Source organism: Methylobacterium sp. WL19 (assembly GCF_008040005.1).
Classification (GTDB): domain Bacteria; phylum Pseudomonadota; class Alphaproteobacteria; order Rhizobiales; family Beijerinckiaceae; genus Methylobacterium; species Methylobacterium bullatum.
The window spans coordinates 1-23,661 of record NZ_VRVC01000079.1; the positions used below are offsets into that span (position 1 = coordinate 1).

The window sequence follows — 23,661 nt, forward strand, 5'->3', positions numbered from 1 at the left end:
CCCCTGCCCCCGCCACCGTGCCACGGGCGAGCCGGGCGGCCATGTCGGCGGGCAAGCCGGCGGCCACGCCCGCCTCCGCCATGGCCTCGGCCAGGAGGAAAACGTAGGCCGGGCCGGAACCGGACAAAGCCGTGAGAGCGTCGATGAGCGCCTCGTCGTCGAGCCATTCCACCGCGCCGACGCCCTTCAGCAGCGCATCGGCCTGGTCACGCTGACCGGGGGAAACCTCGGCACTCGCCACCGCTCCGGTGACGCCCCGCCCGATGCTCGCCGGAAGGTTCGGCATCGCCCGGACGATGGCGCGGGCGGCGGGCAGGCGGCGGCTCAGGTCGGCGATGGTCTTGCCCGCCAGGATCGAGACGACGAGCGTGTGGGGTGCGATCAACCCGTCGAGGAGGCCGGCGGCGCCCTCCAGCCCCTGCGGCTTGATCGCGAGGATCAGCGCATCGTTGGCCGGCACGTCGCTCGGGTTCAGGGCTATGCCGTGGCTCTCGCAGAGCCGCACCATCTCGGGCGAGGCCTGCGGATCGACGACGCAGGTCCTGGCGGCATCGAGCCCCCCTGCGAGCCAGCCCGCCAGCATCGCGCCGCCCATCTTGCCCGCCCCCACCAGGGTGAGGGACGCGGGCAAGGCCGAGGAAGACGGAACGCTCACGCCTCGCCTTCGGTCTCGAACAGGACCGCATCCAGGGATTCGCGGGCGGACTTGCCCGCCCAGAGCACGAACTGGAACGCCTGATAGTAGCGCTCGCAGGCATCGACAGCGGATTTCAGCATCATCGCGCACTGGCTCTGGGTCGGCGCGGCGCCGTCCGTGAGCAGCAGCGAGTGCCGGAACATCACCACGCTGTCGGTGGACCACAGGTCGAAATGGCCGACCCAGAGCTGCTCGTTGACGAGGGAAATGAGGGTGAGGATCTCGGTGCGGCGATGCGCCGGAACCTTCAGATCGAAGGCGCTGGCCACGTGCAGGGCCTCCACGTCCTCGATCCAGGTGAAGGCGACATGGTAGTCGGACCAGCGGCCGGCCACGGCCACCGACATCTCGTCGGTCTCGGCCCGGTCGAAGATCCAGTCACGAAGGGAGGCGAGCCGCTCGACGATGTCGAGGGGGTGCTCGTTCCGGTCGAGGCCTTCGATGTGGAGTTGGGTCATAGCGGTCCAGGTTGGCGTCCCGGGAGGGGCGCCGATAATGGTGAACGACAATCGATCCCGCTCACGAGTCGCCGTTCCCAAGCTGAATCCCCGCATAGGCAAGGCAGAGCTTGTTCGGCAAGAAGTTGAAGGGTCGAAGGTCGGGTCCGGGGGCGAAGCGAATCAGTGCTTCACTCACTATAGACCGTGGCGGACTCGCGTTTCAAAGCGCTCGGGAGAAGCGGTGAACAGGAAAGCGGATTTCCACCATTCCTTCCTGTGCACAAGCTTGAACCCGAGCGGCGCGCCCGAATCAGACCGGCGTGGCGGGCGCAGGCGGCGTATCCTGCGCACCCTGACGGCCTTCCAGCACAGAGACGCGGGCGGCGAGGGCATCGTTCTGGCTGCGCAGTGCCGAGACGAGATCGCGCAGGACGTCCACCTCCTCGCGCGACGCGATGTCCATGTCGCGGATCAGGCGCTCCACCTGCGCCTTGAACACCGTCTCCGCCTCGCGCTTCACCCCCTGCGCCGCCCCGGCGGCGTCGGTCATCAACCGGGCGAAATCGTCGAACAACCGGTTCGAACCGCGGCCCGCGCCGTCCTTAGAGCCTTGCATCGTCGTCTCCCGAGATCGAGGCCCGCGTCGGACATCGCGCCGGCACCTGAGAGGATGAAATAAGAATCGACGGCCCGCGAGGCAATCCGATCCCCCGCCCCGGAGACGAGGAATCGACGGCCGGACGAGCCGGAGCCCCATTCCGCCGGCCAGGATGACACCGCAAAGCCGCCGCCTTGCTCGGCGACGCTCCGCTTCAATCGAATACCGATCCCCGGCGAGGACGAGCATGATCAGGCGACGCGAATTCACCCTCGGCGCGGCCGCCTGGGCCGCGGGGAACTGGTTGGGCGCGGGAGGCCCCGCCCTGGCTGAGGGGGCGTTCCGCCGGGATCTCGCCGACCGGTTCGCACGGATCGAGGAGGCGAGCGGCGGGCGGCTCGGGATCGGCCTTCTCGATACCGGCAGCGGCGCCCATGCGGCGCATCGCGGGGACGAGCGCTTCCCCCTGTGCAGCACGTTCAAGGTCCTCGCCGCCGGCGCGGTGCTGGCGCGGGTGGACCGGGGCGAGGACGGCCTCGACCGGCGCCTGCGCTACGAACCGCGCGAGGTTGTGCCGTATTCGCCCGTGAGCGGGCCGAGGGCGGGGGGCGAGGCCATGACCATCGCCGAACTCTGCGAAGCGGCCGTCACGCTCAGCGACAACACCGCCGCGAACCTCCTCCTCAGGACGATGGGTGGCCCGGCCGGGCTCACCGGACATATCCGTGGTTTCGGCGATGCGACGACCCGGCTCGACCGTACCGAGCCGGACCTCAACGAGGCCGCCCCCGGCGATGCCCGCGACACCACCACGCCGCTCGCCATGGCGGAAACGCTCCGGCGCCTCGTCCTGGCGGACGCGCTGTCGCCTGCCTCCCGCGCCCTGCTCACCGCCTGGCTCGTCGGCTGCCGCACCGGCGATGCGCGGTTGCGCGCCGGCCTTCCGAAGGACTGGCGCATCGGCGACAAGACCGGATCGGGGGAGAACGACACCGCCAACGACGTCGCCGTGATCTGGCCGCCGCGCCGGCCTCCCCTCGTTCTGACGGTCTACCTGACCGGGGCGAGGACGTCGTCGGAGGCCCGCAGCGCTACCATCGCCTCAGTGGCCCGGGCCGTCGCCGCCTCCCTGTAAGCGTTCCTTAAACGCCGATCTGCCAAGCTCGACCGAGGAACGGATTGAAGTGACGAGGATCGGGTCGGCCCCGCTGCCGCATCTTCGTCGCCCGGGAGGGGCGGATGATGAACAGGGGCCGCGGACATCGCGTCGGCATCGCGCATAAGAGGGCCGGGAAATCGAGGATCGCCTCGCCTGTCGCACTCGCATTCGGGATCGCCGCCTTGAGCCTCGCCGCGTACCCGACCCATGCCGCCGACAGGCCGGATTACGACGGCTTCCGCCAGGGCACGTATCTTTCCTATCTCGACGCGGCGGAGGATGGCGCCGAGTTGACGCGCTCGCCGCATCTCGGCCTGTCCTTCGGGGGAGAGGTGCGCCCCGTGCTCATGGATACCGGCTCCACCGGCATCGTCGTCTCGGCGAGCCGCATCCCCGGCTTCGACTCGATGCCCTCGCGGCCGGGGCGGCTGACCTACAGCAGTTCCGGGCGGATCATGATCGGGCGCTGGGTGACGCTACCGGTCACGCTCGTCGGCGGCAACGGGGCCAGCGTCACCACCACGCCTCTCCCCGTCCTGGCGGTCACCGAGATCGCGTGCACGGACACTGCCCGTGCCTGCACGCCGGAAACGATGCCCGGCCACGTGGCGATGTTGGGCGTCGGCTTCGGACGGGAGGGGGACTCGCAGAGCCAGAGCACGCCGGACACCAACCCCCTCCTCAACCTCGCGCCCGAGGGCCGGGGGCCTGCCCGGCGTGGCTACGTGGTGACGCGGGACGGCATCCACGCGGGCCTCACCGGAGCCAATACGCGCGGCGACATCCGCTTCGTGAAGCTCGATCCGCACCCCGACATTCCCGGTGAATGGCAGGGCGTGCCCGTCTGTATCGCGGTGAACGGGCAAGCTCCGGGCGCCTGCGGCCGGGCGCTCGTCGATACCGGCGTGTCGGTGATGTACCTGACCCTGCCGGGCGAGGCCGTGGACGGTGCCGTCGCCACCGATGACGACGGCCGGAACCAGTTCCTGCCCGGCACCCGCCTCGGCTTCACCTTCCCCGGACGAGGCTCCGCACCGGCGGCGGCCTACGACATCGTCGTGGGTGACAATGCCCCGCTCTCGCCGAGCAAGGTGACCCTCAACACCCGTCGCCCGGAGCCCTTCGTGAACACGGGCCTGCGCTTCCTCAACGGTTTTGACGTGCTCTACGACGCCGATGGCGGGTATTTCGGGTTTCGCAGGCGGTAGAGGCCGCGCGGACGCACTCTTGCGGCCGACAACATTTGCCAGACGTATCTCGGAGACCAGCCCGAAACAGATGTTTACAATTCTGCTCTTGCGATCCCCTTCGAATCCCTCCGCCGAGGCGTCATAAACGGCCACCGGATGGACGAGACATGACGCAGACGAATTCCGCCACGCCCCATATCCTCGTGGTTGAGGACGACCGCGAGATCAGCGCCCTGGTGGCGCGCTATCTTCGCGCCAACGAGTGCCGGGTGAGTCTCGCCGGGGACGGGCGCGAGATGGACAAGGCACTGGCGGATGCGCGCGTCGACCTCATCGTCCTCGACCTGATGCTGCCGGGCGAGGACGGGTTGAGCCTGTGCCGGCGCCTGCGGGCCGGGTCCTCGATCCCGATCTTGATGCTCACCGCCAAGGCCGAGGAGATCGACCGGATCGTCGGCCTCGAGATCGGCGCGGACGATTACCTCGCCAAGCCCTTCAACCCGCGCGAGCTCCTCGCCCGCATCCGCGCGATCCTGCGGCGGGGTGCGACCACGGAGGCCGCCGGCGACGACGGCGCCCGCCGGCTGTGCTTCCTCGACTGGACCCTCGACGTCTCCCTGCGCCAGCTCCTCAGTCCGGAGGAGGCCCGCATCACCATTACGGGCGCGGAGTTCGACCTGCTCCACGCGCTCTGCCTCAGGCCCGGCCGGGTGCTCTCGCGCGATCAGCTCCTCGACCTGACGCAGGGGCGCGCCGCCGGCCCGTTCGAGCGCAGCATCGACGTCCTCATCAGCCGCATCCGGCAGAAGATCGAGGCCGATCCGCGCAATCCCGAGATCATCCGCACCATCCGCTCGGGCGGCTACCTGTTCACGCCGGCGGTGACGCGCTCGTGAGCACCGAGGGGAAGGACCGCTGGCGCCGCCTCGTCGGCACCCCGCCGCGCAGCATCGCCGGCCAGATCGCGGTCCTCAGCGTGGCCGCCATCGTCGTCAGCCATGCGGTGGCGACCCTCGCCTTCTTCCTGCTGCGCGAACCTTGGAACCCGGACAATCATCCGGGCGTGGCCGCGACCCGGCTGGCCACCATTGTCCGCCTGCTCGATGCCGCTCCGCCGGGGGATCGGCTGCGCTTGCTGCAGGACGCGGCACGCAGCCTGCCCTCGCTGCAGATCGAAACGGCCCCGGCCTCGCCGGAACCTCCGTCCGCCAGCACGCGGAGCGAGCGGCCCGACCATCCCATGGTCAAGCGCATGCGCGAGGGGTTCGGCCGGCCGCTCACCATCACCGATCTGTCCCCGCCGGGCCGGAAGGAGCCGGGGGGCGGCACCCGCATCGGCATCCTGACGCCCTCGGGGGCGAGCCTGCGGGCCACCCTGCCGGACGACGACCGGCCGCCCTTCGGCCCCGGCCCGATCGTCTTCACCTTCGTCCTCCTCGGCATCACCCTGTCCCTCATGTCGATCTGGGCGACGCGGGCCCTGACCGCCCCGCTGGCGAAGCTCGCCGAGGCCGCCGACGCCTTCGGCACGGGCATGAACCTCGTGGCCCTGCCCCGGAACGGGCCGAAGGAGGTGGCGGCGGTCTCGCGCGCCCTCGACACCATGCGCGGGCGTGTCCGCCGCCTGATCGACGACCGAACCCAGATGCTGGCGGCGATCAGCCACGACCTGCGGACCCCGATCACTCGCCTGCGCCTGCGGGCCGAGTTCATCGAGGACGACCACGCCCGCACCATGACCCTGCGCGACCTCGACCAGATGAACGGATTGGTGGAAGCCGCCCTGTCCTTCATCCGGGACGGCCAGGCGGGCGGCGCACACAGCCTCGTCGACCTCGCCTCTCTGGTCCAGACCGTGTGCGACGGCTTCACCGATGTGGGCGCCGACGTGCGCCTGGAACAGACGCGCCACGTCCTCGTACGCGGCCGGGCGGACGATCTGCAGCGGGCCATCGTCAACCTCGTCGACAATGCGGTGAAGTATGGCGGCTCGGCGCGCCTGACGATTCATCCATCCGAACAGGGCGTGGCGCTGGAAGTGTCCGACGACGGCCCCGGCATTCCCGAGGCCGAGCGCGACGCCATGGTGCAGCCCTTCGTGCGCGGGGACCGGACTCGGAATCTCGACGAGGCCAGCGGTTTCGGCCTCGGCCTCTCGATCGTGCTCGCCATCGTGGAGGGGCATGGCGGACGACTCAGCCTGTCGAACAAGGCGCCCCGCGGCCTCGTGGCCCGCATTGACCTGCCCCTCGCCGTCGCTCAAGCAACGCCGCCGCGCGCGGCCCCGATGCCGAACCACGGGGCCGCCTTACCGGCCGCCCCATGATTTTCGCATCCGGGCATTTCGGATTGTCGGCCGGGGGCCGGCCCCTCAGAACTCCATGTCGAGTTCTTCGATCTCGTCGGGCTCGGCGGCGGCGGCCTCGGTCCACTCCACCATCAGCGGCCAGGCGAGGATGGTGTCGCGATAGGCGGCGACCTTGCGCGGCAGCGGGACGTCATAGGTCTGGAACCGGGTGCAGACCGGCGCGAACATGGCATCGGCCAGGCTCGGGCGCGTGCCGAACAGGAACGGGCCGTCGTAGCGCGACAGGCAATCCTCGACGATCGTGATGATCCGCTCGATATCGCCCCGGGCTCCGTTGAAGATCTTGAAATCGGTGTGACGGGCCCGGAGATTCATCGGCAGCGCCGAGCGCAGGTTGATGAACCCGCCATGCATTTCGCCCGAGATCGAGCGGCAGCGCGCCCGGGCCACGGGATCCTTCGGCAGGAAGCCCGCATCGGGATAGGTCTCGTTGAGATACTGGGAGAGGGCCAGGGTGTCCCAGACCTCGATCTCGCCATGGACGAGGCGGGGCACGAGGAAGGACGGCGACAGATGCAGGAGCTCGGCCCGCGTGGATGCGTCGTCGCCGGACAGGACTTCGGTCTCGAAGTCGAGCCCGGCCATGCGGCAGACCAGCCATCCCCGCAGCGACCACGAGGAGTAGTTCCGGCTCGAGATCGTGAGCGTGGCGACCGGCATGTCCATCCCCTGTTGTCGTTATCCCCGAATGTCCATGGAGTTCTCGGCCCGGGATGGCTGGGGACATCCAAGTCTCGTGCCGCGCCGAGCCACCACCCGCCCCAAGAGATAATCCTTTCCTGTTACGAGGATGGGACAGTGGTGCATTCTCACAACATTTATTACAGATCGTATTGTGGGCCGATTGCGTTGTGCGCAACCGTGGCTCAGCCTAGCGGGCCGTGAACGACCGTCCGGAGACGATCCGGCGGCCGTGCACGACACAGCGAATGGTTCGCTATCCGATCGTTCGCGCAGGAGTTCGAGCGTCATGCTCTACGATGCCTTCGAAGTGCAGTCCGACCTCGCCCAGCGCACCCGCTCCTGGGGCAAGCTCGTCCACGATGCCGTATCGCCCTGGGTCGGTTCGGGGAACGCGGCTCCGATGAACTGGTGGTCGGCTGGAGCCCGGATGATGATGCGCGCCGGGCTGACCTTCGCCCGCCCCGCTTTCGGCATCGACAGCATCCGGGTCGGCAACCGCGAGGTTCCGGTCACCGAGGAGGCGACGTTCTCGACGCCGTTCGGGACGCTGCTGCGCTTCAGGAAGGACATCGATACCGAGCAGCCCAAGGTGCTCGTGGTGGCGCCGCTCTCGGGCCATTTCGCCACCCTGCTGCGCGGCACGGTGCGCACCCTGCTCGCCGACCACGACGTCTACATCACCGACTGGCACAATGCCCGCGACGTGCCCTTGGCCGACGGCCCGTTCGGGTTCGACGATTACGTGGATCACCTGGTGCAGTTCCTCGGCGCGATGGGCGAGGGCTCTCACGTCGTTGCGGTCTGCCAGCCGGCCGTCCAGGCGCTCGCCGCCGCCGCCGTCATGGCCCAGTCGAAGGACATCGCGCCGCCGCGCAGCATGACGCTCATGGCCGGGCCGGTGGATTGCCGGATCAGCCCCACCTCGGTGAACAAGCTCGCCACCTCGAAGCCGATCGCGTGGTTCGAGAAGAATCTCATCGCCACCGTGCCCAAGCGCCATGCGGGGGCGGGCCGACGGGTCTATCCCGGCTTCATGCAGGTCTCGGCCTTCGTCTCGATGAATGCCAAGCGCCACCAGCAGAGCCATGCCGACCTGTTCTGGCACTTCGCCAACGGCGAGACCGACAAGGCCAACCAGATCGAGACCTTCTACGACGAGTATTTCGCCGTCCTCGACCTCGCGGCCGAGTTCTACATCGAGACGGTCCAGACGGTGTTCCAGGATTACACCCTCGCCAAGAACGAGCTGACCTATCGCGGCAACCCCATCGACATGCGCTCCATCCGCAGGACCGCGCTGATGACCGTGGAGGGCGAGCGCGACGACATCTGCGCCGTCGGCCAGACCATGGCGGCGCACGATCTGTGCAGCAGCCTGCCCCCGCACATGAAGAGCCACCACCTCCAGGCGGGCGTCGGCCATTACGGCGTCTTCACCGGCCGCAAGTGGGAGGGGCAGACCTACCCGCTCGTGCGCAACTTCATCCAGTCGCACGCATGAGGATGCGGGTCCGGCTCAGGATTTAACCGAGAGCGGTTGGAACTCGTGTCCGCTTGGTGTATGAGCCTGCCCCAAGTGAGTTTTCAGCGTCGATTCGAGACCGTCACACACAGGTCCCTCCCTGGAGCGATCCAGGGTATGGGGCTATTGGCGGTTTGCCCTCGTCGGACAGGCGGGGGCGTTCGGAGAGGGCGCCGTCCGACAAACATATGTCTCTAAAGGATCAAGTCCGTTGCAGGTACTCGTTCGCGATAACAACGTCGACCAGGCACTCCGTGTTCTCAAGAAGAAGATGCAGCGCGAGGGCATCTTCCGCGAGATGAAGCAGCGCAAGGCCTACGAGAAGCCCTCCGTGCGCAAGGCACGCGAGAAGGCTGAGGCCGTCCGCCGCGCCCGCAAGCAGGCCCGCAAGACCGCCATCCGTGAGGGACTGATCGCCGCTCCGAAGCCGAAGCCTCGTTTCGGCGCCGGTGCGCCGCGTCGTCCGGGTGGTTCGCCGTTCGCTCCGAGCGCCGCTCCCTCGACCAACGTCGCCTCGTAAGGCCGAGCGGCCGGTCTCGCACCGGCCCTCCTTCGCTCTCACACGACGCCCGGCCGCGGAAGCGGCGCGGGCGTCGTGTCGTTTCAGGCGATGCCCACGGCAGCGGACGCGTGTTCCGCCTCCACCAGCACGTCGAGGGCGCGCCAGGGCTTCTGCATGTAGACCGCCTGTTCGGGCAGGCGGCCGGTACCGCGCTCGTCGTAGCCCGAGGTCAGGACCATCCGCACGTCGGGCCAGCGCCGTTCCACCGTCCGCGCCAGGGCGATACCGTCCATGGCCCCGCCGAGGCGCACATCGGCGAAGAGCAGGGCGACGTTCAGTCCCTTGCGCTCCAGGACGCCGATGGCCGCCTCGGCGCTGTCACAGGCGATGACGTCGAGATCGGTTTCTTCGAGGATGGCGGTGGCGAGGTCGCGGACCGCCGCATCGTCCTCCACCACCAGGGCGACGGGGCCATCGATCTGAGCCCGTGATGCAGCGCCATCGGTCGAGCGGGTTGTGCGATCCATGAGGTCACTTTCCAAGGAATGAGGCCAGGCACGATGCCGGCCCTGCGGGGCGTCCTGCGCCCGGTCGATGATTCGATGATGCCGAGGCTGCGCCGCCGGGCCGGGATCGGCAAGGGTACGATGCGCCGCCACGGCCATGCGCCTCCCGCAATGAAAGATAGGGAACCGCCTCAAAGCGGGCATGGTGGCCGTCTACGATACCGGCATGCACGAAATCGGGCACGCCTGCGCATCGTCCGCGCAGACGCACAAGGTTCAGGCATGCTGCGATGCATTAACGATCTGTTCACCGCAAAAGATCGAATGTTACAGTTCAACGACCGTCAAGCTGGATCATGGAACGGTTTCTGTTTCCCGATCCGGGGAGGGGTGCCGAAACAGGGGGTTGTTGCTCAGTCATGTGCCGCTTTCTCGCCTATAGCGGTGATCCGGTCTTCCTGACCGATCTCGTCTGCGCCCCGACGCACTCGCTGGTGCATCAGTCGCTGCACGCCACCGAGGCGAAGACGGAGACCAACGGCGACGGTTTCGGCATCGGCTGGTACGGCGAACGGACCGATCCGGGCCAGTATCGCGACGTCTGCCCGGCCTGGTCGGACGAGAACCTCGTCAACCTCTGCCAGCAGGTCCGCGCGCGGATGTTCTTCGCCCATGTCCGCGCCTCGACCGGCACGGCCACCACGCGGGCGAACTGCCATCCCTTCGCCCATGGCCGGCACCTGTTCATGCATAACGGCCAGATCGGCGGCTACCATCGCATCAAGCGGCGGATCGAGGCCTTGATCCCGGACGCTCTCTACGAAGCACGGCGCGGCACCACCGATTCCGAGGCGATCTTCCTCCTGGCCCTGGCCAACGGCCTCGCCGAAGACCCGATCGGCGCCATGGCCGAAACCCTCTCCACGGTCCGCGACCTGATGCAGGCGGCCGGAATCACCGAGGCCCTGCGCTTCACTTCCGTCGTCACCGACGGCGAGACCCTGACGGCTTATCGCTGGGCCTGCGACGGCCGCCCGCCGAGCCTCTATTACCGCCAGACCGAGACCGGCCTCGTGGTGGTCTCCGAGCCCATCGACGATTGCAAGGAGGGCTGGATCGTGATCCCGCGCGGCGGCACGTTGCAGGCCACACGCGGGGGCACGGTGACGGTAAAGGGCGCCGACGAGGCGCGGGTCCGCATCGCCGCCTAAGACCGCTCCCGAGGGTTGCGGCACGGAGGGTTGCGGCGCTGGCGCGAAGGGCGGACAACCCATGCTCCTTCGAGAGCGTGAGCCGCCGATGACCGACACGGACGTGACCCTTCACATCGCAGGAGCCTGGACGCCCGGTTCCGACGCGCGGACGATCCCCGTCCTCAACCCCGCCACCGGCGACGCCATCGGCACCGTGGCGGTGGCGTCGCGCAACGATCTCGACCGTGCCCTGGAGTCCGCCCGCCGCGGATTCGCCGAATGGCGCAGGGTCGCGGCCTTCGATCGCGCCAAGGTGATGCGGCGGGCCGCCGATCTGCTCCGTTCGCGCGTCGACGACATCGCCCGGACGATGACGCTGGAACAGGGCAAGCCGCTGGCCGAGGCGCGGGTGGAGACGCTCGCCGCCGCCGACGTGATCGACTGGTTCGCCGAGGAAGGGAGGCGCGCCTACGGCCGCATCATCCCCGCCCGCGTGCCGGGCGTGACCCAGATGGTTCTGCGCGAGCCGGTGGGTCCCGTGGCCGCCTTCACGCCCTGGAACTTCCCGATCAACCAGGCCGTCCGCAAGCTGTCGGCGGCGCTCTGCACCGGCTGCTCGGTGATCCTGAAAGGGCCGGAGGATACACCGGCGAGCTGCGCCGAACTCGTCCGCGCCTTCCTCGATGCCGGGGTGCCGGGTGACGTGCTCTCCCTGGTCTTCGGCGATCCGGCCGAGATCTCGTCCTACCTCATCCCGCATCCGGTCATCGCCAAGATCTCGTTCACCGGCTCCACTCCGGTGGGCAAGGAGCTCGCGGCTTTGGCCGGGCGCCACATGAAGCGCATCACCATGGAGCTCGGTGGCCACGCCCCCGCCCTGGTCTTCGCCGATGCGGATGTGGAGAAGGCCGTCTCGGTGCTCGGCGCCAACAAATTCCGTAATGCCGGGCAGGTCTGCGTCGCGCCGACCCGCTTCCTTATCCACGATTCCGTCTACGACCGCTTCGTCGAGGGGTTCGTGGCGCATGCAGAGGGCATCAGGGTCGGTGACGGGCTCGATCCCGAGACCCAGATGGGGCCGCTGATCCATGCCCGCCGGCGCGAGGCGATGGAATCCCTCGTGGCCGACGCCGTGGCGCAGGGCGCGGAACTCCGCACCGGCGGCAAGCGCATCGGCAACCGCGGCCATTTCTTCGAGCCCACCGTGCTCGCCGAGACCCCGCTCACCGCGCGGATCATGAACGAGGAGCCGTTCGGCCCCGTGGCCCTGGTCCAGCGCTTTTCCGACGACGAGGCCGCCTTCGCCGAGGCCAACCGGCTGCCCTATGGTCTCGCCGCCTACGCCTACACCCGCTCGGCCACCCGCGCGACGGAGATCGCCGCCCGGGTCGAGAGCGGCATGCTCGGCATCAACCATCACGGTCTCGCCTTCCCCGAAACCCCCTTCGGCGGCATCAAGGATTCCGGCTACGGCAGCGAGGGCGGCTCGGAGGCGATCGAGGCCTATCTGACGACGAAGTTCGTGAGTCAGGCCAGCGCCTGAACACCCGCATTCGGTAGGCTCGACACGCAAAACGCTCCATGGGGCAGACCCCATGGAGCGTTGATGCACGCCTTTGCTCCGGCCCCGCTCACGGGAACCGCCTTAGCGGGTCGTGGGGTCGACGATCTCGGCGACGATGCGCCGGGTCGCGGGAGCACGCGGGGTCAGGGACGGCGTGGTGGTCAGCTCGGAGGCCGGACGCACGGCAGCCGTGACGCGGGCCTGCTCCCGATAAAGCGTGGGGGTGACGGTGATGCGCTCGTCGGCGGTCGCGGTACCGACCAGGGTGGCGGAGGCGAGAGCGGCGAGGACAAGGCTACGAACGGTCATGACGAGGATCCCTTAGGTGTTCCGGGGCCGATGCCCCGTTGCATGAGAGGGATATATTTTGCGGCGCACCATTCATCAAACAGATGGTGTCGATAGCCGATATCGACGACGTCAATGGCGATAACGAGCACGCGCTTCGTGAGACGAAGCCGTCATCCCAGCCTCGCCTCGTGCCGAGGCTTCGGACGGCCGGAGCACATCGGCCCTGTCGATGCCTCTCAGTAACGCACCGTCGCCCGCACGCCGAACACGGCGGCGTTCTTGATGCGGGCGCCGTTGGGGTCGCGCGGGTTGGGCACACCGCCGCTGGGACGGAACACGTACTGGACGTCCGGCTGCACGGTCACGCCCGGTCCGAGCACGGCCTGATAGGTCGCCTCAATGACCGCCTCGCTGCTGCGCCGGGGCATGTTCGTCCCGGCCAGCAGGATCGTGTCGGTGTCCAGACCGCGCGCCGCGTCCGAGATCCGCGCGATGGCGAAGGCGACCCCGATCGTGTCGTCGGAACGTCCCTTGAAGAGGCCCTTATAGGCGATGCCGGCATCGGCGTAGAAATCCACGATGTTGCGGTCGGAGGGCGCCCCGGACACGCGCAGGAACACGCTGGCGCCGTCGTTCGGATCGTCGGGTTCGCGGTAGATGGTCTGGTCGATGATGCCGTAGAGGCCGCTGTCGCCCCGGAAGCGTCGGGCGATGCCGGTGGTGGACGGATCGGCCAGCGAGCGCCCGGCCGTGTCGAAGCGCTGGCTGTCGAACCGGCCGAAATGGTGCCACCCCCCCAGCGTCACCGTGCCGGGATCGCCGACATCGCCCTGCGCGATGTTGTAGGCATAGGCGGCCTCCGCGATGACCAGAGCGGGATCGCCGGTGCGGAAGTTCGTGCCGGTGCGGTTGCGGCGCTGCGGATCGAGATCTCTGGGATAAGGCCCCGCCGGATCGCCGTCGAAGAGGCCGACCTGAAGGGAAAAGTTCTGGTTGGGCACGTATTTCGCGCGGATCGCCGGCACCGCCAGGGGATAGATCGGCCCGCCGCTCGGCAGCACCTCGGCCATGATGTTGGGCCAGCCGAAGGTGGAGTTGATGAACAACGTGCCGGTCTGGCTCACGGCGAACTCGGTATCGGCCGCGATCTGACCGACCTTGAGGCTGAACTGGCCGTCGAACAGTTTCTGCTCCAACCAGAGCTCGTAGAGCCGGGAGGAGGGCAGCGCCTCGATGGCGCTCACGGTGATGAAATTGTTGACGTAGTAGCGCGACAGGCCGGTGCCGTGGATGAGGTAGAGGTTGGTGTGGAAGGCCGCCCCGTGCCAGCCCGCCAGCTTTTCGAGGTCGGCATCGAACTGGACGTCGAGGCGTCCCTCGACGATGGCACCGCGACGCGCGCCGCCCGTCGCATTGCCGAAGGTCTCGCCGATATAGGTGAGGCTGTATTCGATGCCCTTGGTCTTCAGGAACGAGCGCAGGCCGTAGGGATCGCCATAGGGGCCGAGCTGGTCCTGGATCGAGGTGTTGAGGTTGGCCGAAGGCTTGGCCGAGGTCACCGACTGCGCCACCGATGTCTGCGGATCGCCGCCGGCGCCGCGCGGCGAGCCGATGTCGAGCCCCTCCAGGGCCAGGCGCGCCTGCCGCGCCGCGATCTCGGCGGCGGTCTGGGCGTGGGCGCCCGACGCGGCAAGGCCCGACAACAGGGCTGCGGCGGCCGCGAGAGGAAACGAGCGGAGCATCATCCCTCGGAAAAAAAGCATGTCCCAGGGCGACCGTCCCCGCTCACGCTCTATCACGGCGAGCATGACAGGGCTGCAACCGAGCCGAGGCAGCGGGGCGACCAGCGGCTTTCCCCGTCCGGTGTGTCACGCTGCCCACATCCGCATCGGAACGGCGCTCGAAACAGCGCTTTACCGGCCGGTCCAGTTCGGCGGGCGCTTGGCCAGGAAGGCCTCCATGCCCTCGCGGAAATCGGCGCTGGTGTAGCACATCAGGATGAGGTCATCGCCGGGGCGCTCGCCCTCCGCCTCCGCCTCGGCGTCGAGGCGGCGCAGGCCTTCCTTGGTGGCCCGCAGGGTCAGCGGTGCATGGCCGGCGAGTTGTGCCGCGAGTTCCGTCGCCCTGGCGGCGAGGGCGGCGGCATCCTCCACCACTTCGCCGACGAGGCCGGCCGCGAGCGCCTCCTCCGCGCCAAACAGGCGGGCGGTGAAGATCATGTCCTTCACCCGCGCGGGACCGATGAGGCCGGACAGGCGCCTCAGGTTCGACATCGACAGGCAATTGCCGAGCGTTCGCGCGATGGGAAAGCCGAACCGGGCGTCACGGGTGGCGATGCGCAGGTCGCAGGAGGCGGCGATGGCGGCCCCGCCGCCGGTACAGGCGCCGGCGACGGCGGCGATGACGGGCACGCGCAGACGCTCGAGCGCGCCCAGGACCCTGTCCATGAAGCGCTCGTAGCCGAGGGCATCCTCGGGACTGGAGAAATCACGGAACTGGGCGATGTCGGTGCCGGCGGCGAAGGCTTTCTCGCCGGCGCCGGTGATGATGAGGACCTTGATCCGCTCGTCCGCCTCGATCCTGTCGCAGAGGTCGATGAGGCCCTGATACATCGCGAAGGTCAGCGCGTTGCGCGCCTGCGGCCGGTTGAGAACGATGCGGGCGATGCCCGCCTCATCGGTGTCGAACAGGATCTCGTCGGTGGCGCTCATGCGGGGGTCCCATGCCGGACCGGCCGAGAATCGGCCCGTCCGACACGGGTCTTGCCCATCCCGGCCGCTTTGGGCAACCGCGTCAGGCCGAGCGGCGCCCCCGGCATGGTCAGAACAGGGCGGGGACGAACATCTCCTGCGGCACCGGCTGGCGGGCGTAATCCTCGTGGCGCATGCGCTCGGGCAGATGCACCGGCGGGTGCTCCACGTCGCCATAGGGGATTTGGGTGAGGAGATGGCTGATGCAGTTGAGGCGGGCCTTTTTCTTGTCCACGGCCTCGACCACCCACCAGGGCGCCTCGGGAATATGCGTGCGGGCGAGCATCACTTCCTTCGCCTTGGTGTAATCCTCCCAGCGGCGACGGGACTCCACGTCCATCGGCGAGAGCTTCCACTGCTTCAGGGGATCGTGGATGCGCATGTTGAAGCGCAGTTCCTGCTCCTCGTCGGTGATCGAGAACCAGTATTTCAGCACGATGATGCCGGACCGCACCAGCATGCGCTCGAATTCCGGCGCGGACTGGAAGAATTCCTCGTACTGGTCCGGGGTGCAGAAGCCCATCACGCGCTCGACGCCGGCCCGATTGTACCAGGAGCGGTCGAACAGCACGATCTCGCCGCCCGCCGGCAGATGCGCCACGTAGCGCTGGAAGTACCATTGCGTACGCTCGCGCTCGTTAGGAGCCGGGAGCGCAGCCACGCGGCAGACGCGGGGATTGAGACGCTGGGTGATGCGCTTGATCGCGCCGCCCTTGCCGGCCGAATCCCGCCCCTCGAAGATCACAACCACGCGTAGTTTCTGGGCCTGCACCCAATCCTGAAGACGAACCAGCTCGTGTTGCAGTCGGAATAGCTCCCGGAAATAGATCTTCCGGTCCATGGTGGGCAGACGAGGCCTGGCATCGATTTCGCTAACGAGTTGCTCGAGGCGCTCGTCTTCGAGCTCCATCTCGAGCTCTTCATCGAAATCGTCCGCCATCTCTCGGCGAATAGCCTCGATATCGAAAGGACGAGTCCCGGCGCGCGTGCCGTCCATGATATTGCCTTCCTGATGAATGGGAATCATCCGAACGCTTGAATCACAGCTGCATGACAGTATGGCGACCCCCGTCGGCAACGGCACCACATTCCTTATTCGATTCGTAGAATTCAGCATCCGACGCCGAAAGCCGGAGAATCGCTGGACTCTCCCTCAGCTTCTGGTATGCGGCGTTTATTGAATCGATACGATTTTTGTAGATACTTGAGCGGTCAGAAAACGAGATAGACCGAATTATAAGGCGCATCCCATTGTCGATACGTAACAAACAACTGATCGCAGCTTAGAAAAGTTCTTGAAATAACTCTGTAATAGGAGATAAAATGCAATGGAACGCTTCATCGTCCGTTTCGTCAAGCCCATATGCCTGGCTGTCATCACCTTCTTCTCCGTTTATTTTCTGACTGGAAGTTCCTTCATCGGATTGATCGTGAGCAGCATCCCGTTGTTGCTTGGCTGGCTCGGCATCATGGAAACCTTCGCCTATGGCATGGCCGCGACGGTGTTCATCGTTGCCGTCATCTGGACCGTCGCTCCGGCCGACATGAAGGTTCTCGTCGGACATCAGGCCACCGCCTTCGCTGAGGTGCTTCGCAAGGAAGCGGACAAGGGCCTGAACCGCATGGAAGCCGACGGCAGCGTCAAGGAAGCCGACAAGGGCGTCGTGACCCGCTGAGGATAGCCAATCGTCGTCGCCCCCTCTTGCGGATCGCATGACCCGCAGGCCGAGCATCGATCGGCGGAGGTGCCCCTCCGTCATCACAGTGTCGCCCAGCGTTGCGATCCAGCGCGATAGTGAGCCGGCATTTTGCCGGCCATGATCGCCGCGACCGCACCATGCAGCACCTTCTCATCGAGGAATCCCCCCTCCCGGGGCTGATCTTCGCCCTCACCTTCGACGCGGAGGGACGGGGACGCCAGGTCGGACCGGGGGACGGGATTCCCTCGCTGGACGACCCGGATCACGGCTTCGTCTGGTTCCATGTCGATCTGGTCGATGCGCGGACAGAGGCGCTGATCCTCGAAGGACGCCTCGGCCCGGCCCGGCTCGCCGCCGCGACCTTCGCCCGCGACGAGCATCAGCGCGTCGTCGTGGACGGCCCCCATGCCGGTTTCGTCATCGCCGACCGGGAACGCGCCTTCGACGGCTCGTCGAGCGAGGAGCCGAACGGCCGTCTCCATTGCATCCTCGGCCCGCGCTTCCTCGTCAGCGGCCGCCGCCACGCCACGTCCTGCGCGGTGGCCGCCCGCGACGCGGTCTTGTCCGGCACCCTCGTCCCCGGCCCGGCCAAGCTGCTGGAGCGCTTCGTCGGCAGCACCGTCGAGGCGCTGATCGCCACGGCCGACCGCCTGTCCTCCTCCCTCGACGCCATCGAGGACGACATGCTCGACGAGTCCAGGGCGGACGACCCGAAGCCACTGGGACCGATCCGCCGCCAATCCGTGCGCTCCCACCGGCAGCTCGCCGGGTTGCGGGCGGTGTTCCACCGGCTCGAGGACGAAGCCGGCACGGAGGGAGATCAATTGCCCGAAGCGGTGGGCGCCATGGCCGCGCGGGTGGTCCAACGCCTCGATTCCCTCCACCGCGACATGCATGTCCTGTCCGAGCGCAGCCGCTTGCTGCAGGACGAGATCGCCGCCCGCACCACCGCGCTCACCAACCGCCAGCTCTTCACCCTGTCGATCCTCACGGCCCTGTTCCTGCCGCCCACCCTGGTGACGGGCGTGTTCGGCATGAACACCAAGGGCCTGTTCTTTTCGGAATCCGACAATGGGTCGCTGCTCGCGCTGGGAATCGGCGCGCTCGCGGCGCTCGCCGTCTACCTCGTCATCCGCCGGCTCAGTCTCGCCGGCCGGCCCGGTTGATCCGGAACGCGAACGCGCCCACACCCCCCTCGATTCATCCGACCACCGGAGCCTTCCCCCGCATGGACTTCTTTCGCCGCTTCACCGTGCTCATGTGCGCGCCGAACTTCGACCCGGACGATCTCGAGGGCGTGCGCGTCCAGCAGATCATAGGCTCGGTGGAAAAGCTCGGCTTCGAGGTCGTCCGCGCCCGCCGCGTGGAGGACGCGGCCATCGCGGTCCAGACCGATGCCGCCATCGGCTGCATGGTGGTGGATTGGGGCAAGCGCGGCCTCGACGGCAAGGCCGCCGCCCTCATCAACCTGATGCGGAAGCGCGGGCTGGAAATGCCCATCGTCATCATGGTCCGGCGCAAGCGCCTGGAGGACATCCCCGTCGAAGTGCTCGACTTCATCGACGGCTACATCTTCCTCGCGGAAGAGACCCCGGACTACATCGCCCGCGGCCTCGTGAGCCGGGTCAAGCAATATGCCGAGACCCTGAAGACGCCCTTCTTCGGCGCGCTGGTCGATTACGCAGAGCAGGGCAACCAGCTCTGGACCTGCCCCGGCCATAACGGCGGCATCTTCTACAACCGCTCCCCCATCGGGCGCATCTTCGTGGAGCATCTCGGCGAAGCGGTGTTCCGCGACGACCTCGACAATTCCGTGCTCGATCTCGGCGATCTCCTCGTCCACGAGGGCCCCGCCCTCAAGGCGCAGAAGGAAGCCGCCGTCATCTTCGGTGCGGAAAAAACCTATTTCGTCCTCAACGGCACCTCGGCCTCCAACAAGATCGTGCTCTCGGCCCTGGTGGCCGAGGGCGACCTCGTCCTGTTCGACCGCAACAACCACAAGGCGGCCCATCACGGCGCCCTGTTCCTCGGCGGCGCGGTTCCGGTCTTCCTGGAGACCGACCGCAACTGCTTCGGCCTGATCGGCCCGATGTATCACGAGGCCCTCGACGAGGCGGCCATCCGTGAGAAGATCCGCACCAACCCCCTCGTCACCGACAAGGAGGCCTGGAAGCGCGAGCGCCCGTTCCGCGTCGCGGTGGTGGAGCAGTGCACCTATGACGGCACGATCTACAACGCGCAGATGATCCTCGAGAAGATCGGGCATCTCTGCGACTACATCCTCTTCGACGAGGCCTGGGCGGGCTTCATGAAGTTCCACCCGCTCTTCGCCGGCCGCTTCGCCATGGGGCTGAAGGGCCTCGACGAGACCTCGCCGGGCATCATCGCCACCCAATCCACCCACAAGCAGCTGGCGAGCTTCTCCCAGGCCTCGCAGATCCACACCAAGGACAGCCATATCCGCGGCCAGACCCGCCGCATCGAGCACCGGCGCTTCAACGAGACCTTCCTCGTCCACGCCTCGACCTCGCCGTTCTACCCGCTCTTCGCGTCACTGGATGTCGGCGCGCAGATGATGAAGGGCCGCTCGGGCGTCGTCCTGTGGGACGACACGATCCGGCTCGGCATCGAATGGCGCAAGAAGGTCCGCGCCATCCGCCGCGAATTCGAGGAGAAGGAGGGCGATCCCCTGCGCCGCTGGTTCTTCGACCCCTTCGTGCCGGACACGGTGAAGGGCCCGGAGGGCAAGGTGCCGTGGGAGAGCGTCTCGACGGACGAGCTCGCCAGCGACGCCAAATACTGGGAGCTGACCCCCGGTGCCGCCTGGCACGGCTTCACCCATGTGGCGCCGAACTACGCCATGACCGACCCGAACAAGCTCACCGTGCTCACCCCCGGCTTCGACCGCCGCACGGGGCAATATGCCGATCATGGCGTACCGGCCCCGATCGTCGCCCAGTATCTGCGTGAAAACCGGATCGTGCCGGAGAAGAACGACCTCAACTCGCTCCTCTTCCTGCTGACACCGGGCGTCGAATCCTCCAAGGCCGGCACGCTCATCTCCGGCCTCGTGGCCTTCAAGCGCCTGCATGACGAGAACGTGCCGCTCGAGGATGCCATGCCGGAATTCGTCCGGCGCCGGCCGAACCGCTACAAGGGCGTGCGCCTGCGCGACCTCTGCGCGGATTTCCACGCCTTCCACCGCGAGCACGGCACCAGCACGCTCCAGCGCAAGCAGTTCGAGCCGGGGCACCTGCCCGAGATGGTGATGACCCCGAAGGAGGCGGTGCAGCAGCTCACCCGCAACAACGTCGATTACGTGCCGATCGCGGAAGCCGAGGGCCGTGTGGCGACGACCTTGCTTCTGGTCTACCCGCCGGGCATCGGCACGGTGCTGCCGGGCGAGCGACTGGACGAGCGGGCGAAACCCATGCTGGATTACTTCAAGATGTTCGAACGCTCGGCGAACCTGTTCCCGGGCTTCGAGGCCGAGATCCAGGGCGTGTTCCGCAACGTCGATCCCGACGGGACGATCCGGTTCTACACCTACGTCATGCGCGAGAACCGCCCGTGAGTCCGGACGGGCCGCCCACCGCCTCCGATCCCGAAGTGATCATCCGGCCGTCCTCGGATCCGGACGTGCCGGCCATGGTGGCGATCTACGCTCACCATATCCGGCGGGGCGTGGGGGATGTCGGCGATTTCGAGGAGGATCCGCTCCATCCCGACGACCTCAAGCGCCGCCGCAAGGCCATGCGCAAGAAGCGTCTGCCCCACCTCGTCGCCGATCGCGACGGGGTAGTGGCGGGCTATGCCTATGCCGTACCGTTCCGCAAACGGCCGGCCTACCGCTACACGCTCAAGCACTCGATCTATGTCCATCACGAGCACCTGAACGCCGGCATCGGCCGGCGCCTGTTGCCGGCTTTGATCGAGGCCTGCGCCGCCGGCGGCTACCGGCAGATGATCGGCTATATCGACGCGCAGAACGAGGCGTCCCTGCGGCTCCACGAAGCCTGCGGCTTCGTTCGCGTCGGCCTGCTGCCGGCGGTGGGCTACAAGTACGGCCGCTGGAGCGACAGCGTCATGGTCCAGCGGGCGCTCGGCACCGGCTCCACCGACCAGCCCGGCACCTGGACGCGCTCGGTGGAGGCGCTGGTGGCAGGGCACGAATGGGTGGGGAAGTGATCCGGCTGCGGTCTTAGGCCTCCTCCAGTCCGGCATCGACCCGCGCGGCCACGTCCTGCGGAACGTCGAGGGCTTCGGCGAGGCGCTTCAGGAACTCCCGCTCCTGCAGCGTATCGGCATCGATGGCCAGACGCGCTGCCGCATAGAGGCGCGCGCCCTGCTCCGGCGACTCCACGCGCTCGGCGAGTTCGTCGATCTCGGCCGGGTCGGTGAGCTCCTTCTCCAGCCATGCGCGGCCATCCCGGTCGATGCCGGCCGCCTCCACCGCCGCGTCGAGGCGCCGGCGCTCCTGCTGATCGACGATGCCGTCGGCCAAAGTCGCGGCCACCATGGCGCGCAGCATGACGCGCGCCTCGTCCTCGCCGACCTGGCTCAGATCGGGGGTCTCGGACGCCGCGGAGGGACGGAGTGCCCGCAGCGCCAGACCCGCGACGAGGGCGAGGCCCCCGAGGGCGGCCGTGGCGGCGATCCCGCCCTTGCGTGAGCGTACGAGCGCATCGACGATCTGTCTTGCATCGGCCATGGTGGTCGTCCTGAAGGCGGGTTGAGGGATCGGATTGGAAACGGACGAGCCCCGTCGCGGGTTCACGATGGGCGGTGCGGTGGAATGAACATGCCCCGTTCGTCCCCGGCAGAGCGCCCTCCTCCGGCAAGCGGAAACCGCACGGCCCGACGGCAGCCAACGAGAGAGGCCCCATGACGATCACGCCCATCGAGTCCCGCCTGTCGGTCTCCGGCCAGCCGAACGAGGCGGAGATCGCGGACCTGTCCACGAAGGGCTTTGCCCTGCTCATCAACAACCGTCCCGAAGGCGAGGAGCCGGACCAGTTGGGCAGCGCTGCCGAAGCGGCGGCGGCCGAGGCGGCGGGACTCGCCTATCTCCATATCCCCGTCACCGGCCCCGGCATCACCCATGAGGACGTCGCGCGTTTCCGTGAGGCCGTGGAGAGCGCACCCGGCCCGGTCCTCGCCCATTGCCGCAGCGGCTCGCGCTCGCTGACCCTGTGGGCTTTGTCCGAAGTGCTGGCGGGGCGTCTGCGCCGCGATGACCTCCTGGCCTATGGCCGGGAGCGGGGCTTCGACCTCAGCGGCGCCGTGCGCTGGCTCGACACGCATGGCGACACGCCCGACGGGACGTGAGATCGCCGGCCCCGGTCAAGACCGGCGCTGTCGAGGCGAGCGACGGGGGATCTCGGGTCCGCCCGCTTCCCGGTCCGAAGCCTCGACCGTCTGGCGGTCGACCTCGTCCCGGATGCGGCGGCCCGCCATCAGGATCTCGATGAGGAAGGCGACGATGGCCGCCACCGTGCAGACCAGGGCGATGCCGAAGCAGCCGAACAGGACGGATGCCGTGGCCGCATCGCGCAAGGCCCCCACGAACAGCGTCAGCACCGCGATGCCGGTCATGATGCTGCCGAACGAGGCGAGGACCACCGCCACGTCGAGCATGAAGGACCGCCGACGCAGATAGGCCAGTTGGTACGACAGGTGGGCGGCCTCGTCCGCATCCGCCTTCTGCAGCCGGTCGGCGGCGTCATCCACCCGGTCGGCCACCCGCCCGAGGCGCGTGGAGAAGACGTTGAGCAGCGTCGCCAGCGCCGTCAGCAGGAAGGCGGGCGCGAGCGCGATCTGAATGACATGCGCGATGTCGTCGGGAGCGAGGAGAGGACCGGAAGCCATCATGATAGGGCGTTACGCCATGCCGCCCGGCACCGGAAGATGCGCCGTTTCGGAGGTGGACGCGGGTTCCGGATGCCGGTGACAGAACCTCGAGCCTCGACGTCGTCCCTCCTCTGCCGAGCAGACGCGGGGCCATAGATGCGACGAAGCCCCGCGGCAGGGGCTGCGGGGCTTCCGGACTCGGTGAGGGTCAGGCAATCGCGCCAGGACGAAAGGCGTTACTGCGGGCAGCGATGACGCAGGCCGTCATTGCCGAGATAGGTGCCCGACCGCTGATCGTAGGAGCGAAAGCGCTGAATGCAGTAGGCCACGTCCTGGTCGGACCCGCCGACATCCTGCTGAACCTCTACCGCACCTCCATAATAGGCCGGCGCGTAGCCGCCGCGGTAATAGCCGCCGTCGTAGTAATCGTTGCCGTAATAGCTACTGCCGTAGCCGTAGCCGAGACCGGCGCCCGCGAGGCCTAGACCCAATCCGAGGCCGAGACCGCCATAGCCATATCCTCGGCCGTAGCCACGATTGTAGCCGTAGCCACCACGATTGAATCCGGCGCCGCGGCCATAGCCACCGCCGACGATCGGGCCGCGACCGACGCCGCCCTGTCCTATGCCCTGCCCACGTCCATCCCC

Annotated in this window: 25 protein-coding genes; 13 read left to right on the top strand and 12 right to left on the bottom strand. The window is 67.8% G+C overall.

What is annotated here, in order from left to right; all coding sequences use genetic code 11:
• From FV220_RS15845 to FV220_RS15855, 3 genes are all read right to left on the bottom strand, one after another.
• A partial coding sequence (locus FV220_RS15845; protein ID WP_246689472.1) for a pyrroline-5-carboxylate reductase occupies positions 1-595 on the bottom strand: 595 nt, incomplete at its 3' end.
• A 56-nt stretch (positions 596-651) separates the two neighbouring features.
• Positions 652-1,155: a YbjN domain-containing protein gene (locus FV220_RS15850; RefSeq protein ID WP_018045511.1), complete on the bottom strand. Its 504-nt coding sequence runs from the start codon at positions 1,153-1,155 to the stop codon at positions 652-654.
• Positions 1,156-1,447: 292 nt separating this feature from the next.
• Positions 1,448-1,753 (bottom strand): accessory factor UbiK family protein, encoded by a 306-nt coding sequence (locus FV220_RS15855; RefSeq protein WP_018045512.1) that lies wholly within the window; start codon positions 1,751-1,753, stop codon positions 1,448-1,450.
• 229 nt (positions 1,754-1,982) lie between these two features.
• On the opposite strand from FV220_RS15855, the gene bla reads away from it, so the two are divergent.
• The 4 genes from bla (at position 1,983) to FV220_RS15875 (ending at position 6,410) form a co-directional block, all read left to right on the top strand.
• A complete protein-coding gene (gene bla / locus FV220_RS15860; RefSeq protein ID WP_147832546.1) occupies positions 1,983-2,870 on the top strand; it encodes a class A beta-lactamase in 888 nt (295 codons plus the stop codon).
• A gap of 206 nt (positions 2,871-3,076) precedes the next feature.
• Entirely contained in the window at positions 3,077-4,102 is a 1,026-nt protein-coding gene (locus FV220_RS15865) for a hypothetical protein (RefSeq protein WP_348642094.1), read from the top strand.
• A 149-nt stretch (positions 4,103-4,251) separates the two neighbouring features.
• Positions 4,252-4,980, top strand: a complete 729-nt coding sequence (locus tag FV220_RS15870; RefSeq protein WP_018045515.1) for a response regulator — start codon at positions 4,252-4,254, stop codon at positions 4,978-4,980.
• Positions 4,977-6,410: an ATP-binding protein gene (locus FV220_RS15875; RefSeq protein ID WP_147832548.1), complete on the top strand. Its 1,434-nt coding sequence runs from the start codon at positions 4,977-4,979 to the stop codon at positions 6,408-6,410. Before FV220_RS15870 ends, FV220_RS15875 begins: the two co-directional genes overlap by 4 nt.
• A 45-nt stretch (positions 6,411-6,455) precedes the next feature.
• Here FV220_RS15875 and FV220_RS15880 read toward each other — a convergent pair whose 3' ends face one another.
• On the bottom strand, positions 6,456-7,112 hold the full coding sequence (locus tag FV220_RS15880; RefSeq protein ID WP_056141336.1) for a glutathione S-transferase family protein: 657 nt from the start codon (positions 7,110-7,112) through the stop codon (positions 6,456-6,458).
• Positions 7,113-7,422: 310 nt separating this feature from the next.
• On the opposite strand from FV220_RS15880, the gene phaZ reads away from it, so the two are divergent.
• Positions 7,423-8,637: a polyhydroxyalkanoate depolymerase gene (gene phaZ, locus FV220_RS15885; RefSeq protein WP_056141063.1), complete on the top strand. Its 1,215-nt coding sequence runs from the start codon at positions 7,423-7,425 to the stop codon at positions 8,635-8,637.
• Positions 8,638-8,869: 232 nt separating this feature from the next.
• Positions 8,870-9,178, top strand: a complete 309-nt coding sequence (gene rpsU / locus FV220_RS15890; protein ID WP_018045519.1) for a 30S ribosomal protein S21 — start codon at positions 8,870-8,872, stop codon at positions 9,176-9,178.
• 83 nt (positions 9,179-9,261) lie between these two features.
• Here rpsU and FV220_RS15895 read toward each other — a convergent pair whose 3' ends face one another.
• Positions 9,262-9,687, bottom strand: coding sequence for a response regulator (locus FV220_RS15895; protein WP_056141340.1), 426 nt, complete (start codon positions 9,685-9,687; stop codon positions 9,262-9,264).
• Positions 9,688-10,085: 398 nt separating this feature from the next.
• On the opposite strand from FV220_RS15895, the gene FV220_RS15900 reads away from it, so the two are divergent.
• Together FV220_RS15900 and FV220_RS15905 are read left to right on the top strand one after the other, a co-directional pair.
• Positions 10,086-10,877, top strand: coding sequence for a class II glutamine amidotransferase (locus FV220_RS15900; protein ID WP_018045521.1), 792 nt, complete (start codon positions 10,086-10,088; stop codon positions 10,875-10,877).
• Between the two features lie 88 nt (positions 10,878-10,965).
• Positions 10,966-12,402, top strand: a complete 1,437-nt coding sequence (locus FV220_RS15905) for an NAD-dependent succinate-semialdehyde dehydrogenase (RefSeq protein ID WP_147832549.1) — start codon at positions 10,966-10,968, stop codon at positions 12,400-12,402.
• A gap of 102 nt (positions 12,403-12,504) precedes the next feature.
• Here the strand turns inward: FV220_RS15905 and FV220_RS15910 are convergent, their stop codons facing one another.
• The 4 genes from FV220_RS15910 to ppk2 all read right to left on the bottom strand — a co-directional run bounded on the left by FV220_RS15910 (position 12,505) and on the right by ppk2 (position 16,461).
• Positions 12,505-12,732, bottom strand: coding sequence for a hypothetical protein (locus tag FV220_RS15910; protein ID WP_147832550.1), 228 nt, complete (start codon positions 12,730-12,732; stop codon positions 12,505-12,507).
• A gap of 218 nt (positions 12,733-12,950) precedes the next feature.
• Positions 12,951-14,459 (bottom strand): carbohydrate porin, encoded by a 1,509-nt coding sequence (locus FV220_RS15915; protein ID WP_147832551.1) that lies wholly within the window; start codon positions 14,457-14,459, stop codon positions 12,951-12,953.
• 168 nt (positions 14,460-14,627) lie between these two features.
• Complete coding sequence (locus tag FV220_RS15920; protein WP_147832552.1) at positions 14,628-15,425, bottom strand: enoyl-CoA hydratase/isomerase family protein; 798 nt, start codon at positions 15,423-15,425, stop codon at positions 14,628-14,630.
• Between the two features lie 109 nt (positions 15,426-15,534).
• Entirely contained in the window at positions 15,535-16,461 is a 927-nt protein-coding gene (ppk2, locus tag FV220_RS15925) for a polyphosphate kinase 2 (RefSeq protein WP_026176236.1), read from the bottom strand.
• 331 nt (positions 16,462-16,792) lie between these two features.
• Here ppk2 and FV220_RS15930 point away from each other — a divergent pair, with 331 nt between their 5' ends.
• The 4 genes from FV220_RS15930 to FV220_RS15945 all read left to right on the top strand — a co-directional run bounded on the left by FV220_RS15930 (position 16,793) and on the right by FV220_RS15945 (position 21,352).
• A complete protein-coding gene (locus tag FV220_RS15930) occupies positions 16,793-17,140 on the top strand; it encodes a hypothetical protein (protein WP_018045528.1) in 348 nt (115 codons plus the stop codon).
• 161 nt (positions 17,141-17,301) lie between these two features.
• Entirely contained in the window at positions 17,302-18,330 is a 1,029-nt protein-coding gene (locus FV220_RS15935; protein ID WP_147832553.1) for a CorA family divalent cation transporter, read from the top strand.
• A gap of 62 nt (positions 18,331-18,392) precedes the next feature.
• Positions 18,393-20,738, top strand: a complete 2,346-nt coding sequence (locus FV220_RS15940) for an Orn/Lys/Arg decarboxylase N-terminal domain-containing protein (RefSeq protein WP_018045530.1) — start codon at positions 18,393-18,395, stop codon at positions 20,736-20,738.
• Positions 20,735-21,352 (top strand): GNAT family N-acetyltransferase, encoded by a 618-nt coding sequence (locus tag FV220_RS15945; protein ID WP_018045531.1) that lies wholly within the window; start codon positions 20,735-20,737, stop codon positions 21,350-21,352. Before FV220_RS15940 ends, FV220_RS15945 begins: the two co-directional genes overlap by 4 nt.
• Before the next feature lie 13 nt (positions 21,353-21,365).
• On the opposite strand, the gene FV220_RS15950 is transcribed toward FV220_RS15945, so the two are convergent.
• Positions 21,366-21,875 carry a DUF533 domain-containing protein gene (locus FV220_RS15950; protein WP_147832554.1) on the bottom strand — a complete coding sequence of 170 codons (510 nt, stop codon included), beginning with the start codon at positions 21,873-21,875 and terminating at the stop codon, positions 21,366-21,368.
• A gap of 173 nt (positions 21,876-22,048) precedes the next feature.
• Here FV220_RS15950 and FV220_RS15955 point away from each other — a divergent pair, with 173 nt between their 5' ends.
• Positions 22,049-22,492, top strand: coding sequence for a TIGR01244 family sulfur transferase (locus FV220_RS15955; RefSeq protein WP_147832555.1), 444 nt, complete (start codon positions 22,049-22,051; stop codon positions 22,490-22,492).
• A gap of 15 nt (positions 22,493-22,507) precedes the next feature.
• Here the strand turns inward: FV220_RS15955 and FV220_RS15960 are convergent, their stop codons facing one another.
• The gene (locus tag FV220_RS15960; protein ID WP_147832556.1) at positions 22,508-23,035 is read right to left on the bottom strand and encodes a DUF2721 domain-containing protein; all 528 of its coding nucleotides are present in this window, start codon (positions 23,033-23,035) and stop codon (positions 22,508-22,510) included.
• Positions 23,036-23,250: 215 nt separating this feature from the next.
• The coding region (locus tag FV220_RS15965) for a BA14K family protein (protein ID WP_147832557.1) at positions 23,251-23,661 on the bottom strand (411 nt) is incomplete at its 5' end.

Coding starts and splice junctions, on each gene's coding strand:
- FV220_RS15895 (WP_056141340.1), bottom strand. CDS start 9,687: ATGGATCGCACAACCCGCTCGACCGATGGCGCTGCATCACGGGCTCAG.
- FV220_RS15870 (WP_018045515.1), top strand. CDS start 4,252: ATGACGCAGACGAATTCCGCCACGCCCCATATCCTCGTGGTTGAGGAC.
- FV220_RS15920 (WP_147832552.1), bottom strand. CDS start 15,425: ATGAGCGCCACCGACGAGATCCTGTTCGACACCGATGAGGCGGGCATC.
- ppk2 (WP_026176236.1), bottom strand. CDS start 16,461: ATGGACGGCACGCGCGCCGGGACTCGTCCTTTCGATATCGAGGCTATT.
- FV220_RS15915 (WP_147832551.1), bottom strand. CDS start 14,459: ATGATGCTCCGCTCGTTTCCTCTCGCGGCCGCCGCAGCCCTGTTGTCG.
- FV220_RS15900 (WP_018045521.1), top strand. CDS start 10,086: ATGTGCCGCTTTCTCGCCTATAGCGGTGATCCGGTCTTCCTGACCGAT.
- FV220_RS15940 (WP_018045530.1), top strand. CDS start 18,393: ATGGACTTCTTTCGCCGCTTCACCGTGCTCATGTGCGCGCCGAACTTC.
- FV220_RS15950 (WP_147832554.1), bottom strand. CDS start 21,875: ATGGCCGATGCAAGACAGATCGTCGATGCGCTCGTACGCTCACGCAAG.
- FV220_RS15930 (WP_018045528.1), top strand. CDS start 16,793: ATGGAACGCTTCATCGTCCGTTTCGTCAAGCCCATATGCCTGGCTGTC.
- FV220_RS15935 (WP_147832553.1), top strand. CDS start 17,302: ATGCAGCACCTTCTCATCGAGGAATCCCCCCTCCCGGGGCTGATCTTC.
- FV220_RS15905 (WP_147832549.1), top strand. CDS start 10,966: ATGACCGACACGGACGTGACCCTTCACATCGCAGGAGCCTGGACGCCC.
- FV220_RS15880 (WP_056141336.1), bottom strand. CDS start 7,112: ATGCCGGTCGCCACGCTCACGATCTCGAGCCGGAACTACTCCTCGTGG.
- FV220_RS15855 (WP_018045512.1), bottom strand. CDS start 1,753: ATGCAAGGCTCTAAGGACGGCGCGGGCCGCGGTTCGAACCGGTTGTTC.
- phaZ (WP_056141063.1), top strand. CDS start 7,423: ATGCTCTACGATGCCTTCGAAGTGCAGTCCGACCTCGCCCAGCGCACC.
- FV220_RS15910 (WP_147832550.1), bottom strand. CDS start 12,732: ATGACCGTTCGTAGCCTTGTCCTCGCCGCTCTCGCCTCCGCCACCCTG.
- FV220_RS15955 (WP_147832555.1), top strand. CDS start 22,049: ATGACGATCACGCCCATCGAGTCCCGCCTGTCGGTCTCCGGCCAGCCG.
- FV220_RS15850 (WP_018045511.1), bottom strand. CDS start 1,155: ATGACCCAACTCCACATCGAAGGCCTCGACCGGAACGAGCACCCCCTC.
- FV220_RS15960 (WP_147832556.1), bottom strand. CDS start 23,035: ATGATGGCTTCCGGTCCTCTCCTCGCTCCCGACGACATCGCGCATGTC.
- bla (WP_147832546.1), top strand. CDS start 1,983: ATGATCAGGCGACGCGAATTCACCCTCGGCGCGGCCGCCTGGGCCGCG.